This window comes from Baekduia soli, assembly GCF_007970665.1.
GTDB classification, from domain to species: domain Bacteria; phylum Actinomycetota; class Thermoleophilia; order Solirubrobacterales; family Solirubrobacteraceae; genus Baekduia; species Baekduia soli.
This window is the reverse complement of record NZ_CP042430.1, coordinates 2,066,599-2,080,268: the sequence shown is the minus strand read 5'-3', so window position 1 is coordinate 2,080,268 and position 13,670 is coordinate 2,066,599. Positions and strand designations below refer to the sequence as shown.

The following is a 13,670-nucleotide window of genomic DNA, read 5'->3' as shown; positions in this document are numbered from 1 at the left end:
CAAACCGATCGGTTATTGCATAGCCGATCGGTTGTACATCGCTAGGGCCCGGCGAGGTCGTCGTAGGTCACCGCGTCGCGCCCGCGCGCGGCGCCCAGGACGCGCTCGACCGCGCCCACGCAGCGCGGGTGGTCGAGGTCGGCCGGATGGATCTCCAGGCGCAGCACCTCGCCGCCCGCGTAGGCGCCCGCGCGTACGAGCACCGGCGACGTCCAGCGCCCCAGGCGCGTGGACGTGCCGAGGCTGAGCGCCGGGGCGGTCGTGCTGGAGCGGTTCGCGCGGTGCAGCCGGCCGAGCCCCGCCCACCAGTCGAACGTCGACGCCAGCGTGTCACGGAGCGCCGAGGTGTAGGCGTAGCCGGGGGCCACGAACCCGCGCGGTGCGATGCCGGCGAGGCGCAGCACGCGGCGGCCCGCCAGGACCGCGCGGCGCGTCTCATCGCCGTCGAGCCCCACGAACTCCGCCCCGGCTCCCGCGTGCAGCCGCGCGAGCGGGCGGCGGCCGGGGACGGCGCGGTGCCGGAAGCCGTGCTGGGCGATGGCGTCGCCCAGCCCGGCGCGCTCCTCGAGCCAGTCGGCGAGCTCCGGGCGGCGGTCGTGGAAGGGATGGAGGTCCGGGGCGGGGATGACCAGGAGCGTCACGCGGTGCACCCCGAGGTCGTCGAGCCAGTCGCGGATGAGCGCGCAGCGCTCGAAGGTCGCGGGCTCGACGTCGTGCAGGGACACGGCCAGGGCCCCGCGGCCCGGCCTCAGCACGCCAGCTCCCGCAGCCGGCGCAGCTCCTCGCGCAGCACGCGGTCCCAGGCGTGGCGCCAGGCCAGGACGGCGCCCGCCTCGGCGTCGGGTCCGGCCGCGCGGGCGGCGGCGATCGCCCGGTCCAGGCCGGTCGGGTCGCCGGGCGCGAAGCGGTGGCCGAGCCCGCCGACGAGCCCCAGCGCCGGGGCCGTGAGACAGCCGGCGACCGGCGTGCCGCAGGCGGCGGCCTCCAGCGCGACGAGCCCGAACGGCTCCAGCGCCCCCGGCACGACGACGCAGCGTGCGGCCGCCATCCGGCGCGCGAGGCACTCGCGATCCCGGACGTCGGGCGCGACGCTGACCCGGCGCCCGAGGCCCAGGTGCTGGGCCCGGGTGCGCAGGGCGTCCTCGAGGGGCCCGGCGCCGACGAGGTGCAGCGGCCACGGGTCGGCGCTGCGGGCCGCCGCGTCCAGGAGGCGGAAGAGCCCGTGGCCCCGCGCGAGGCGCCCGACATACAGCACATGATCGCCCCGGCGCACGTCGGCACGCGGGCGGAACGCGTCGTCGACGCCCATCGCCACGGCGAGGGTGGCGACGCGGCGGCTGTCGGCGGTCGTCGCCGGAAGGCCCATGACCGCGTCGACCTCGCGCGCCAGACGGCGCCGCTGCGCGCGGACGGCCGGCAGGTGGGCCCGCGACGGGCCGGGCAGCACGGCCGCCTGGGCCTCACTGGAGCCGTGGTGCACCGCGACGGTCCGCGCCCCCAGCCCGCGGGCGCAGGCGACGAGGTCCAGCGGGGCCGGCCACGGATCGTGCAGCAGGACCACGTCGGGCGCCAGCGCGCGCAGCCGCGCAGCGAGCGCGGTGCGGGAGCGCGACCGCCCCCGGACGAGCACGTCGTGGTGCAGCTCGCCGGTGTGGGCGGCAAGGCGCGACTTGGCGTCGAGGTAGGTGCGCAGCGCGCCGGGGCCGTCGTCGGGGACGACGTCGACGATCCGCAGTGGTGCGGCAGGCACGAGGCGCAGGCGCGCGCGGCCGGCCCCGCCGCGCCGCAGGGTCAGGTGACCGTGGTCCAGCGTCTCAGGCGACACGGCGCACCCGCTCCGACGTCCGCGAGCCGGCGCCGAGCGCACGGTGGTAGCCGGCGGCCAGGCGCAGCAGCGAGGCGTCCCACGTCCGCTCGTGCACGGCCGCCCGGGCGGCCTCCCCGAGCGCCCGGCGCCGCGCGGGGTCGGCGGCCAGCCCGCGGACGGCCTCGGCCAGCGCGGCCGTGTCGGCCGGGCGCAGCAGGCCGGTCACCCCGTCGGCGACGATGCAGCAGGGGCCGCCCTCGGCCACGGCGACCACGGGCAGGCCGCTGGCCTGGGCCTCCAGCAGCGTCTGCCCGAACGTGTCGGTCCGGCTCGGGAACACGAACAGGTCGGCGTCCGCGTAGGCCCGCGCCAGGTCGTCGCCCTCCAGCCAGCCCAGCAGCGTCGCATGGGCGCCGAGGCGGTCGGCCAGGACGCCGGCCTCGGGGCCGTCGCCGGCCAGGACGAGGTGCAGCCGCGGATCGTGCGCACGGGCGGCCAGGAACGCGTCGGCCAGCAGGTCGGCGCCCTTCTCACGCGTCAGGCGCCCGGCGTAGAGGACGGTGACGCGACCGCCCGGGCGCGGGCCGGCGCTGCGGCGGTGCGGGCCGAAGCGCTCCGTGTCGACGCCGCGGTCCCAGCGGCCCACGCGGTCGGCGGCGACGCCCAGCCCGTCGAGCACGGCGTCGCTGGCCTCGCTGGGTGAGAGCACGACCGCGCACTGGCCGTAGAAGGCGGCCAGCGCGGTGCCCGCCAGCGCCTCCAGCCCGGGGTCGCCCGAGCGCAGCCCCGCATAGGCGGCCAGCTCGGTGTGGTAGCTGCCCACGACCGGCACGTCCATGACCCGGGCGATGAGCAGCGCGGCCAGGCCCGCCGGCCCCGGCGAGCAGACGTGGACGAGGTCGTAGCGGCCCTCGGCCAGGGCCTCGACGATCGCCGGCAGGCTCGGCACCCCGACCTGCAGCCCGGTGTAGAACGGGACCTCGACGTCGGCCACCGCGCTCAGGCGGCGGTCGGCGATGTGGTCGGTGCAGACGACCTCGACCTCGAAGCCCGGCACCCCGCGGTGGCGCAGCTCGGCCAGCGTGTGGGTCACGCCGTGCATCGCGCCGACGCCGTCGGCGACGAGCGCGACCCGCTGCGGGTCCCCGTCCCGGGCCGCGAGACGGCTCTTCTCGCGCCCGAGGAACGCGGCGGCGGGCGCGTAGGGGATCGCCGCCACGCAGGCGTCGAAGACCGCCGCGGCGCCCGTGGCCAGGCCGGCGGCGCCGTCGCGGGCGACCCGGGCGGCCAGCGCGTCGACCGCACGCGCCAGGCGGCGCTCATGCGTGCGGCGCGCCCGGCGGAACAGGACGCTGTGGTGGAAGTCGTCGGCCTGCATGACGGCCAGCAGCTCGCGCGGCGACAGGTCGCCGAGCTCCACGGCCTCCAGCCACGCCCGCAGCAGCCCGGCGGCGTCGGCGGGCCGCAGGTCGGCGCCGATGGCGCCGGTGCGCGCGTCGGCCTCGGTCATCACGCGCCGGACCATGCGCAGGACGGTGGCGGCGCTGACGGGCTCGCCGGCCGCCGCGCCGTGCGTGCGCACGGCGAGCGCCATCGCCGCGTGGGCCCACTTGGCGGCGCTGCCCTGGTCGCCGCGGGCCGTCGCGCGGCCGGCCCGGACGTGGGCCAGGAACGTGGCGACGTCGTGCGCGGGCGGCGTCTCGGTGAACGTGCGCCCGATGTCGACGCCGGCGTGGTCGTCCGAGCCGCCGACGCCGATGCCGCCGTGGGTCTCGATGTAGACGGCGGCCGGCGCGTTGAGCTCGCGGGCGCGGGCGCCGTTGCGGGTCTCCCAGATCGGGAACAGGCGCGCCAGGCGCCGGCGGTGACGCGGCGTCAGGGGCGCGCCGACCGCGTAGAACGGGTGCGCGAGCGCGGCGGTGATCTCGTTCTCGGCGAGGTGGTCGGCGACGGACTCCACGCAGTCCGAGCGCTCCTGGAGGTGGGCGAACTCGTCGGGCGTGATGCCCAGGCAGAGGACGTGGACGGCCTGGGGCTCCTCGCGGAAGGAGCACGTGAGCTCGGCCGAGACGAAGACGCGCGGGTCGCCGGCGATCTCCAGGACGCCGTCGATCGTGTCGTGGTCGGTGATCGTGACGAAGTCCATGCCGCGCGCCAGCGCGAGCTCGAGGACCTCCTGGGGCGGCGTGGCGCACTCGGGCAGGCCGAGGGCCCGCTGGACCCCGAGCCGGGAGAGCTCGGAGGCCGTCGAGTGGCAGTGCAGGTCGGCCCGGGCGGGCCGGCTGGGAGTCATCGTGGTCTCCTCGTGATCGGATGTGCTGCGAGGAGATTGGCCTGCACGCGGCCGGGTTCTGTGAACGGGCGGCCAAGATGCTGTGACCGCGGGGTGAACGGGGACCGGCGCGCGTCCGGAGCGCCGTGCGGGGCGCCCGCGGCGCCCGCCCCTAGAACCCCCGGAACCCGCTCTGGCGCGTGTCGTCCAGGTTGAGGACGAGCGTCGGCGGTGGGATCTCGTGGTCGGCCGACGTCGGGATCACCGCGGTGCCCACCGCGAAGTACTCCAGGACGTGCGAGCTCCATCCGTGGTTGCCCTCGACGAGCTGGACGCCGACGATGCCCTCGGCCTCGGCGGCCTCCGCCTCGGCCTGCATGCGCTCCATCGCCAGCTCGCGCGCGTCGTAGAGCGCCTGGGTGAAGTTCGGCATCTCGACGTTGCGGCCCACGCGCTTCATCCAGCTGCCCAGTCCCTGGTGGGCCACGTGGTACACGCAGGTCCCCATCACCATGCCGACGGGCCGGTAGCCGGCCGACAGCAGCGTGTAGAAGTCCTGGCCGCTGAGGTCGCTCGTGAACGGGCGGCCGTTGGGCGCACGGTGAAGCTCGCCCTCGCGGTGGCGCACCGCGGTCCCGATCGCGACGAACTCGGCGAGGTCGTTGCCCCACTCGCGGCGGCTGACGTCCAGGCGCACGCCCACGATCCCGTCGGCGCCGAGCTGGTCGGCCTCCTCCTCCATGCGCGTCATCGCCAGCTCCCGGGCGTGGTACATCGCCTGGGTCAGGACGTCCATCTCCTGGTTCTTGCTCCAGGCGCTCGCCTGGAACCCGATGTGGTAGATCGACGAGCCGACGACGAGGCCGAGCGGCTCGAAGCCCGCGGCGCGCACGAGCAGGAACTCGTTGACCGACAGGTCGCTCGTGAACAGGCTGCGCTCGCGCATGCGGGCCAGGCGCTCGCGCCCGTGCTCGGGGATCCCGGCGGTGCTCGTGGGGTCGTAGGGAGTGCTCTCGTGGTCCTCGTCGGCCATGTGGGCTCCGTCAGGTCAGGGGCAGGGCGATGAACTTCTCGGGTGGCACCGGCGCGTCGGCGACCTCGACGATCGCGGTCCCCAGGACGTGGAGGGTGATCATCATGTCGTGGTAGGTCACGTTGTTGACCTCGCGCTCGCGCGGGTGCATCGAGCGCTCGACCTGGACGCCGACGACGCCGTGGGCCTGCAGCTCGTGGGCGCCGCGCGTCACGCGCTCCATCGCCAGCGCGCGGGCGTCGTACAGGCCCTGGGTGAAGTCGGGCAGCTCCTGGTTGCGCCGGCCCGACAGCAGGCCTCCGGACCGCCACTGCTGACGGGTGCCGGTCACGACGTAGGCGACCGTCGAGCCGCCGACGATCCCCACGGGCCAGAAGCCGTGGCGCACGAGCTTGGCGACGTCCTGGCCCGAGAGGTTGCACAGCAGCGGCTCGTCGCCGAGGTCGTAGCGCTCGGAGCGCACTGCCGTGCCGACGGCGACGAACTCCACGAGGTCGCCGGCCCAGTCGCGCGTGCTGCGGCGAACCTGCACGCCGACGACGGCGTCGGCGCCGGCGAGGACGGCCTCCTGGCGCAGGCGGTCGACCGCGAGGCGGCGGGCCTCGTTGAAGGCGTCGGTCTGGCTCTCGAGCTCGAAGGTCTGGCCGTCGGTGCCCTGCACGCCGAACCAGCCCCCGCGCGCCGAGCCCCAGGGCATGTTCTGCCACCCCACCTGGTAGTAGGACGTGCCCATGACCTGGCAGACCGGACGCAGCCCCGCCTCGCGCACGGCCAGCGCCTCGCCGACGCCGAGGGCCGAGTCGAAGCCCGGGCCCTGCTGCGTGCGCCGGCGCCCCAGCCGCTCGCGCGCCGCCTGCGGGATGACGGGGGCGGCGTCGTCGCTCACGGGTTGAGCAGCTCCTCGAGGGCGACGCGGGCGCGCTCGCTGCGCGCGGCCTCGTCGACGAGGTCGGCCGAGAGGGCGTCGATCCACGCGTCGACGTCGAGATCCTCGCTCTTGAGCGCGATGCCGCGCACGACCGTGCGCCGCCGGCAGACCACGGTGCGACGGGCGCGCTCGGCCTCGTAGCGGCGGTCGCCGAGCGTCACGGCGACGGCCTTCGGGCCCGAGCGCCCGAGCAGGCCGCCGCGCTCGATCTCCACGCCGTCGGGGAAGACCTCGCCGAGCTTGGCCACCAGGACGTCGAAGAACCCGTCGACGTCGCGCGCGTCGGCGCGCAGCGAGGCCGCCAGCAGGTCGAAGTCGCCGGACATCTTGGCCATCCTACGGCGCGCCCGGGCCCCCGACGCCGGGCGCGGCCGGCGACGGACCACACGCCCCGCGAAACCTCCCGGCCTCCCGGCGCGTTCTGCCCACATGCTCCCTCGCGCAGCGGGCCTCGCAGCCGTCACGGCGGCCGTCGGCCTCACCACCGGGCCGCAGCCAGCCTGTGGGCCGGCCCGGACGGCCTGCCCGCGCTGACGCGGACGGTGCGCTGCGGCGACATCGGCTGCTTCGGCGCGCCCGAGGTCTGGCGCGCGGACGCCGCCGGGACGCCCCGGCGCGTCGGTGGGCCCGTGCTGGCCCAGCCGGGGCGCGCCTTCCGGCCGTCGGCCGCCCCGCTGGCCGCGGGCGCCGCCGCCCTGGCCTTCGGTCTGGAGGACGGCCCGGCGGCGTTCTCCGACCAGGCGCCGCGACGTCCGCACCGCCCGCCGCTGGGCCGCGGCGATCTGGGCCCAGGGTCACCGCATCCGCATGACGATCCGTCGCTTCTGAGGCGACGGTGTCCTACGCCCCGATCTTCTCGAGGTGCTCCTCGAGCGCGGCGTAGGCGTCGTCGACGGCCCGCTTGGCCGCCGTGTGGCGCGCGGTGGACTTCGCCGACTCGTACTGGCCCGCCCACGCCTCGGGCGCGGCGAGCTCCTCCTCCAGCGCGGCCAGGGCGGCCTCGGCCTCCTCGACTGCGCGCTCGAGCCTGGCCGTCTGGCGCGCGGCGTTCTTCGACGGCCCCGCGGCCGGCGTCGGCGTCGGCGCGCCCGGGCCGCCGTTCCCGTTGCCGTTGCGCGGCGCGGGCGCCGCGGCCTTCGGGAGCGATGCGGGCGCGGGCCTCGGCGCCGCGGCGCGCTTGGGCGGCGGTCCCATCGGGTCCTCGCCGGCCGCCTTGCGCTCCTCGCGCACCCGGCCGTACTCGGCCCAGCCGCCGAGGTAGGAGCGCAGCGTGCGGTGCTCGAGCGCGACGGTGCGCGTGCCGACCGCGTCGAGCAGCGCGCGGTCGTGGGTCACGAGCAGCAGCGCGCCCTCGAAGGCCTTCAGCGCGTCCTCGAGGGCCTCGCGCGACTCGAGGTCGAGGTGGTTGGTCGGCTCGTCGAGGATGAGGACGTTGGCGCCCTGGCTGAGCAGGATCGCCAGCGAGAGGCGCTTGCGCTCGCCGCCGCTGAGGCCGTCCAGCGGCTTGTCGGCCTCGTCGCCGGAGAACAGGAAGCGGCCCAGCAGCGACCGCACCTGGTTCGGGCTCAGGCCCGTCCGCTTGGCCGCCGCCTCGGCGACGGTGCGCGCCGTGCCCAGCCCCTCCAGCTCGGAGTCGTGCTGGCTGAGGTAGCCGACCTTGAGGTTGTGGCCCGTGCGCAGCTTGCCGCCGTCGAGCGGACGCACGCCCGCGAGCGCGTCGATCAGCGTCGTCTTGCCGGTCCCGTTGGGGCCGACGAGCGAGACGTGCTCGCCGCGCTCGACCCAGATCTCGGCGCCCTCGAGCAGCACCTTGTGGCGTTCGCCCTCGCCGACCTCCAGGCGCCCGTCCTCGAGCTCGAAGATCACGCGGCCCGTGCGCTCGGGCTTGGCGAACTGGAAGCCCAGCTCGCGCGTGTCGCGCGGGTCACGGCTGATGCGCTCGATCTTGTTGAGGGCCTTGACCCGCGACTGGGCCTGCTTGGCCTTCGTCGCCTTCGCGCGGAAGCGCTCGATGAAGCCCTCCATGCGCGCGATCTCGGCCTGCTGCTTCTCGATGGCCTTGCCCAGCGCCAGCTCGCGCGCGGCCTGCTCCTTGCGCCAGTTGTGCCAGCTGCCCTTGAAGAACCGGGAGCGGCCCGCCTCGAGCTCGAGCACCGCGGTGCCCACGGCCTCCAGGAACCAGCGGTCGTGGGCGACGAGGACGATCGCGCAGTCCAAGGACGTCAGCGTCGTCTCCAGCCACTCCAGCGACTCGATGTCCAGATGGTTCGTCGGCTCGTCGAGCAGCAGCAGGTCGGCCTCGACCGCGAGCGCGCGCGCCAGCGAGGCGCGGGTGAGCTGCCCGCCGGAGAACGTCGACAGCTCGCGGTCCAGTGCCTCGTCGGTGAAGCCCAGGCCGTGCAGGTAGGTGTTGGCCCGCTCGCGCCAGCCGTAGCCGCCGGCGGCCTCGAAGCGCGCGTAGGTCTCCGAGTACCGGGTCATGACCGCGTCGTCGCCGTCGGCCATCGCGTGCTCCAGCCGGGCCAGCTCGGCCTCGAGCTCGAGCTGCTCCCGGCACGCCGACAGCACGTAGTCGCGCAGGGTGATCGCCTTGTCGCGCGGCGGGCGCTGGTCGTGCAGCGCGACCCGCACGCCCTTCTGGAAGACGAGCTCGCCGCCGTCGATCGACGTCTCGCCGGCCAGCATCCGCAGCAGGGTCGTCTTGCCCGCGCCGTTGCGCCCCGCGATCGTCAGGCGGTCGCGGCGTTCGAGCTTGAAGGAGACCCCGCGCAGCAGGGGCTCACCTGCCATGTCCTTGGAGAGATCGGAGGCGATGACGACGGCCACGGCTCCATGGTAGGTATGCGCGATGCACCGCCGCCTCCTGCTCGCCGCCGTCGCGGCCGTCGCGGCCCTCGCCGCCGCCGGTCCCGCGGTCGCCGCCGAGACCCAGACGACCATCACGGGCTGGACGAAGGCGCCGGGGCCGCGAGCCTACGACAAGCTCGACGTGACGAAGTTCGGCCCGGCCGCCGCCAGGACGGTGCTCGTCCTCGTGCCGGGGACCAACGGTGGCCGCGGCGACTTCACGCTGACCGCCCGCGAGCTCGTCAAGGACGTCCCCGGCCTGGCGGTGTGGGCGGTCGACCGCCGCTCCCAGGCCCTGGAGGACACGAGCGTCTTCGCGTCGGCGCTGGCCGGGACCACGTCCCTGCAGGACATGTTCAACTACTACGCGGGCTGGATCGCCGACCCGTCGATCACCCCGCACTACCAGCCGCCCGACCCGGCGACCCTGGGCTTCGCCGCCGACTGGGGCTCAAGGTCCAACTCGAGGACGTGCGCCGAGTCGTGCGGTCCGCGGCGCGGGGCGGGCGCAAGGTGCTGCTCGGCGGCCACTCGCTCGGCGCGTCGGTGGCGGTGGCCTACGCCTCGTGGGACTTCGCCGGGCATCCGGGCTACCGCGACCTCGATGGCCTCGTCCTCATCGACGGCGGCCTGCGCGGCAGCTTCGACAGCGCCGACCTGGCGCAGGCGAAGAAGCGCCTGGCGGCCATCCGCAAGCAGCCGTTCCTGGACCTGCTCGGGCTCGGCCTGCCGTGGGTGACGGGGATCCTGTCGGAGTCCGCGGCGGTCCTGGCCCTCAAGGACCCGCTGGGCCCGTCGGTCGGCCAGGCCTTCAGCCTCCTGCCCGCGCAGTTCAAGCCGCCGGTGCCCGCGACCAACCGCGGCCTGCTCGGCTACGCGTTCGACGCGTCCACGTCGCCCAAGGCGCTGGGCCTCATCCAGGTGCGGGCCGGGCAGCTCGGGCCCGACGGCGACTGGGTCGACGGCGAGGTGACGCCGATCGAGCGCCTCGCGGAGACCTTCGGCCAGGAGCCGGCCAACGCCGTCGAATGGTTCTACCCCGCTCGGCTGAACCTCGACGTCGACGCGGCGTCGCCGCTGACCCAGGACGCCGCCGCCACGTACCTCGGCCTGCGGCTGAAGTGGGCGCGCCAGGTCGACCTGCCGCTCTACGCCGTGCAGACGTCGTTGACCAACGGCGGCGTGCTCAAGGGCGCGCGGTCGTTCCTGAAGCTGTCGAGGTCACCGGCCGCCAGGGCGCGCCTGGTCGACGCCTCGGCGACCGAGAGCCACCTCGACCCGCTGACCGCGGCGCCGGACCGCAACCGCTACCTGCAGACCGTCGTGCCCTGGCTCAAGCGGCTCGTGCGCTGAGGCGGGCGGTCAGCCGCGGGCGATCCGCTGGACCATGCGGTCCTCGGTGGCCTTCGCGGCGGCCTCGCCCCGCACGCCCTCGCGCAGCAGCGCGAACACGATGGTGCGCCCGCCGACCCGGCACCAGCCCGCCAGGGCGCTGACGCGCTCGTCGGGCAGCGTCCCGGTCTTGGCCCGGCAGCGGCGGTGCGCCGGGCCGGTGCGCATCCGCCCGGCCAGCGTGCCGTCGACGCCCGCGACCGGCAGCGAGGACGCCAGCGCGGCGCGGGTGCGGACCCGGCGCACGTAGCGGGCCAGCTGGCGCGCCGAGCCGCGCGTGGCGCGGTCGACGCCCGAGCCGTCGACAGGGCGCAGCACGGCGCCGAGGCGGCGTGCGGCGGCCGCGATCGCCGCGGCACCCGCGGCCGTCGTCCCGCCTCCGCCGCTCGCCACGCCGACGTCCTTGGCCAGGATCTCGGCGTCGAAATCGTCGGAGGTCTTGTTGGTGATCTTCACCACGGCGCGCAGCGGCGTGGAGGCCGTCGCCAGCGCGAGGGCCCCGGGCGGCGTCACGCCCGCCCGCGGGCGCCCGCCGACGACGATGCCGTGCGCCTCCAGGAGGTCGTCGAGCCGGAAGGCCGCGGCCCGGGCGGGATCGGTCTGCAGCGTGCCACCGGGCTCCTGGCGGCCCTTGTCGTAGGTCAGGGCGCCGAGCACGCCCTGCAGGTCGGGGTCGAAGGCGCCGCCGCCGGCCGGGCCGCCGCGCAGGGCGTCGAACGCCGACTCGTCGCCCACGACCGAGCCGGCCACGACCCGGACGCCGGCGGCCTGCACCGCGTCGGCCAGGGCGCCGAGCCCGGCCTCGCCGAGGGTGGGGTCGCCGCCGCCGCGCAGGACGAGGTCGCCGGCGACGACCCCCGCCTCGTCGGCCGGGACCGTGACCAGCACGGTCGTGGTCAGCGCGGCGCCCCGGCCGAGGCGGTCCAACGCCGCGCCCGTCGTCAGCAGCTTGGCCGTCGAGCCGAGCGGGTGGACCGCGTCGGCGCCGTCGGCGGCCAGCGTGCGCCCCGACGCGCCGTCGAGGACCGCGAAGCCGCCGTGGCCGCCGGCGCCGCGGGCGATGCGCCCGAGGTCGTTGCGCAGGCCGCGGTCCTGGGCCGCGACGGCCGGGGCTGGCGGGCAGGCCGCGGCGGCGAGCCCGGCCAGGACGGCGATCGTCGTGAGCGGGCGGAGGCGGCGCATGCGGCGCGCGATGCTAGCCGCGGTCCGGCGCGCCTCCGGCCCCGCCACGTCCGACGCCGCCGTAGGGCAGTCCGGTCCCGGACCGCTGGAACTCGAGCAGCGCCGCGTTCTCCCGCGCGACCCGGCCCTCCGTCGCCTCGAGCTCGCGGACCATCGCCTTGAGCCGGCGCAACCCCTCGGGCGGGTGGACGGCCACCTCGCGGGCCAGGTCGATCGCGCGCGCCTCGGCCTCGGCGGCCGGGGCGAGCCCGGCGAGCAGGCCGAGCTCGCGGACCTCCTCGGCGCCGACGACGCGGCCCGTGAAGATGAGCTCGCGCGCCTTGGAGAGCCCGACGAGCGGCACGAGGCGCGCGGGGCCGACCGGCACGCCGAGGCGCGCGCCGGGGAACATCAGCTTGAGGTTGTCGCCGGCGACGCGCAGGTCGCAGCACAGCGTGAGCTCGGCGCCCGCACCGACGCAGTTGCCGACCGCGACCGCGATCGTCGGCGCGGGGAAGGACTCCAGCGCGGCGTACATGCGGGTGAACAGCTCCATGCGCGCGACGCCCGCGGCGTGGTCGAGCACCTCGGCGACGTCGGCGCCGGCCGACAGCGCGCGCTCGCTCGTGGTCGAGATGACGAGCACCCGGAGGTCCGGGTCGGCGCCCAGGTCCTCCAGGGCCGCGAGCAGGTCCGTCAGCAGCGCGGTGTCCATCGCGTTGCGGGCCGCGGGGCGATCCAGGCGCAGGACCTCGATCCCGTCGTCCAGACGCTCGCGCGTCAGTGTCGTCATGGCGCCGCATTCAATACGATGCCCTGGCGATGCGCCGCCTGACGACGATCCTGCTCCTCAACCTGACGCTGCTGGCCCTGGCCGCACCGATGGCGCTGGCCCAGAACTCGGGCGAGGGCGCGATGGGCGAGGTCGGCGACAAGCAGGTCACCAACGCCGGCTTCATCCTGATCGGCGCCTTCCCGCTGATCATCCTGCTCGTGTCCCTGCTGCAGTGGCGGCTGGACAAGCGCAAGGACGCGCGCAAGAAGGCCGTCAAGGCCGCCGGCGGGGACTCCCGCTGGCGCGGCGGCTGGTAGCGCGGACCGCGCCCCGTCCGGGCGCGCGATGGAGGTCGGGGTCATGCTCAAGCGCACGGGGCTGCCGGCCGCGGTCATCGCCTCCGGGCTGGTCGGCGCGCCCGCCGTGGGCGCCAAGCTCCTGTTACTCGCCCGACGCCCTGGCCCCGCCCGACGCGCCCACCCGGCGCGGGCGCCCGCGGTCGTCCCGCAACAGTCCCGGTCACCTTGACGTGCATATCGCGCGTCAAGGTGACCAGGACCACCACGGCGGCCACCGGCGCCCGGGCCCCCGCGCGCAACGCCACCCCCCGCGTACGCTCCGCCCATGCCCGATCCCGTCCGCTACGAGCGCGTCGGCGCCGCCGCCGTGGTCACCATCGACCGCCCGGACCGGCGCAACGCGGTCGACGGCGCGACGGCCGAGGCCCTGCGCGACGCCTACGGCCGCTTCGAGGCCGACGACGCCGCGCGCGTCATGGTCCTCACGGGCGCCGGGGGCATCGCGTTCTGCGCGGGCGCCGACCTCAAGGACACCGCCTCGATGGCCGGCCGCCTCACGGGCCGCGACGGGCCGCTGGGCTTCACGCGGCTGACGCCGTCCAAGCCCACGATCGCCGCCATCGACGGCTGGTGCCTGGCGGGAGGCCTGGAGCTCGCGCTGTGGTGCGACCTGCGGATCGCCACCGAGGCCTCCACCCTCGGCTTCCCCGAGCGCCGCTGGGGCGTGCCGCTCATCGACGGCGGCACGCAGCGCCTGCCGCGGATCGTCGGCCTGGGGCGCGCCCTGGACCTCATCCTCTCCGGCCGCCTCATCGACGCCGCCGAGGCCCGGGCCATGGGCCTGCTGACCGAGATCGTCGCGGCGGCCACCGCGCTGGACCGCGCCCTGGAGTGGGCCGAGGGCCTCGCGGCGTTCCCGCAGGAGACGATGCTCGCCGACCGGCGCGCGGCGATCGCGGGGCTCGGGCTCCCGCTGGACGAGGGCCTCGCGCTGGAGGCCGCCGCGGGCCCCGCGGTGTTCGCCGCGGCCCAGGCCGGCGCCGCGCGCTTCGCCGCCGGCGAGGGCCGCGGCGGCGCCGGCGCGGGCGTCTGAGGCGCCCGACCGGCCGCGCGGCCCGCACGCCACAGGCGGGTAGGATCGGCGCGTCCCGCAGGA

General features: G+C 76.3%; 12 protein-coding genes. 3 read left to right on the top strand and 9 right to left on the bottom strand.

Going from position 1 to position 13,670, the window contains the following annotated elements; translation table 11 throughout:
* Positions 1-41 precede the first annotated feature (41 nt).
* From FSW04_RS09725 to FSW04_RS09695, 7 genes are all read right to left on the bottom strand, one after another.
* Positions 42-755, bottom strand: a complete 714-nt coding sequence (locus FSW04_RS09725; RefSeq protein ID WP_187369373.1) for a DUF2334 domain-containing protein — start codon at positions 753-755, stop codon at positions 42-44.
* Positions 749-1,825, bottom strand: a complete 1,077-nt coding sequence (locus tag FSW04_RS09720) for a glycosyltransferase (protein ID WP_146918704.1) — start codon at positions 1,823-1,825, stop codon at positions 749-751. Before FSW04_RS09720 ends, FSW04_RS09725 begins: the two co-directional genes overlap by 7 nt.
* Positions 1,815-4,100 carry a glycosyltransferase gene (locus tag FSW04_RS09715; RefSeq protein ID WP_146918702.1) on the bottom strand — a complete coding sequence of 762 codons (2,286 nt, stop codon included), beginning with the start codon at positions 4,098-4,100 and terminating at the stop codon, positions 1,815-1,817. Before FSW04_RS09715 ends, FSW04_RS09720 begins: the two co-directional genes overlap by 11 nt.
* A 151-nt stretch (positions 4,101-4,251) precedes the next feature.
* Entirely contained in the window at positions 4,252-5,112 is an 861-nt protein-coding gene (locus FSW04_RS09710) for a heavy metal-binding domain-containing protein (protein WP_146918700.1), read from the bottom strand.
* Positions 5,113-5,122: 10 nt separating this feature from the next.
* On the bottom strand, positions 5,123-5,998 hold the full coding sequence (locus tag FSW04_RS09705; protein WP_146918698.1) for a heavy metal-binding domain-containing protein: 876 nt from the start codon (positions 5,996-5,998) through the stop codon (positions 5,123-5,125).
* Complete coding sequence (locus FSW04_RS09700; protein WP_146918695.1) at positions 5,995-6,366, bottom strand: hypothetical protein; 372 nt, start codon at positions 6,364-6,366, stop codon at positions 5,995-5,997. The genes FSW04_RS09705 and FSW04_RS09700 overlap by 4 nt, the downstream gene beginning before the upstream one ends.
* Before the next feature lie 514 nt (positions 6,367-6,880).
* Positions 6,881-8,866, bottom strand: a complete 1,986-nt coding sequence (locus FSW04_RS09695) for an ABC-F family ATP-binding cassette domain-containing protein (protein ID WP_146918693.1) — start codon at positions 8,864-8,866, stop codon at positions 6,881-6,883.
* Between the two features lie 492 nt (positions 8,867-9,358).
* On the opposite strand from FSW04_RS09695, the gene FSW04_RS09690 reads away from it, so the two are divergent.
* Positions 9,359-10,240, top strand: coding sequence for an alpha/beta hydrolase (locus FSW04_RS09690; protein WP_146918691.1), 882 nt, complete (start codon positions 9,359-9,361; stop codon positions 10,238-10,240).
* Positions 10,241-10,249: 9 nt separating this feature from the next.
* Here the strand turns inward: FSW04_RS09690 and FSW04_RS09685 are convergent, their stop codons facing one another.
* Complete coding sequence (locus FSW04_RS09685) at positions 10,250-11,461, bottom strand: D-alanyl-D-alanine carboxypeptidase (RefSeq protein WP_146918689.1); 1,212 nt, start codon at positions 11,459-11,461, stop codon at positions 10,250-10,252.
* Between the two features lie 13 nt (positions 11,462-11,474).
* A complete protein-coding gene (locus FSW04_RS09680) occupies positions 11,475-12,233 on the bottom strand; it encodes an enoyl-CoA hydratase/isomerase family protein (protein WP_146918686.1) in 759 nt (252 codons plus the stop codon).
* Positions 12,234-12,262: 29 nt separating this feature from the next.
* On the opposite strand from FSW04_RS09680, the gene FSW04_RS09675 reads away from it, so the two are divergent.
* On the top strand, positions 12,263-12,532 hold the full coding sequence (locus tag FSW04_RS09675) for a hypothetical protein (protein ID WP_146918684.1): 270 nt from the start codon (positions 12,263-12,265) through the stop codon (positions 12,530-12,532).
* A gap of 307 nt (positions 12,533-12,839) precedes the next feature.
* The gene (locus FSW04_RS09670) at positions 12,840-13,607 is read left to right on the top strand and encodes a crotonase/enoyl-CoA hydratase family protein (RefSeq protein ID WP_146918682.1); all 768 of its coding nucleotides are present in this window, start codon (positions 12,840-12,842) and stop codon (positions 13,605-13,607) included.
* The last annotated feature ends 63 nt before the right edge of the window (positions 13,608-13,670 follow it).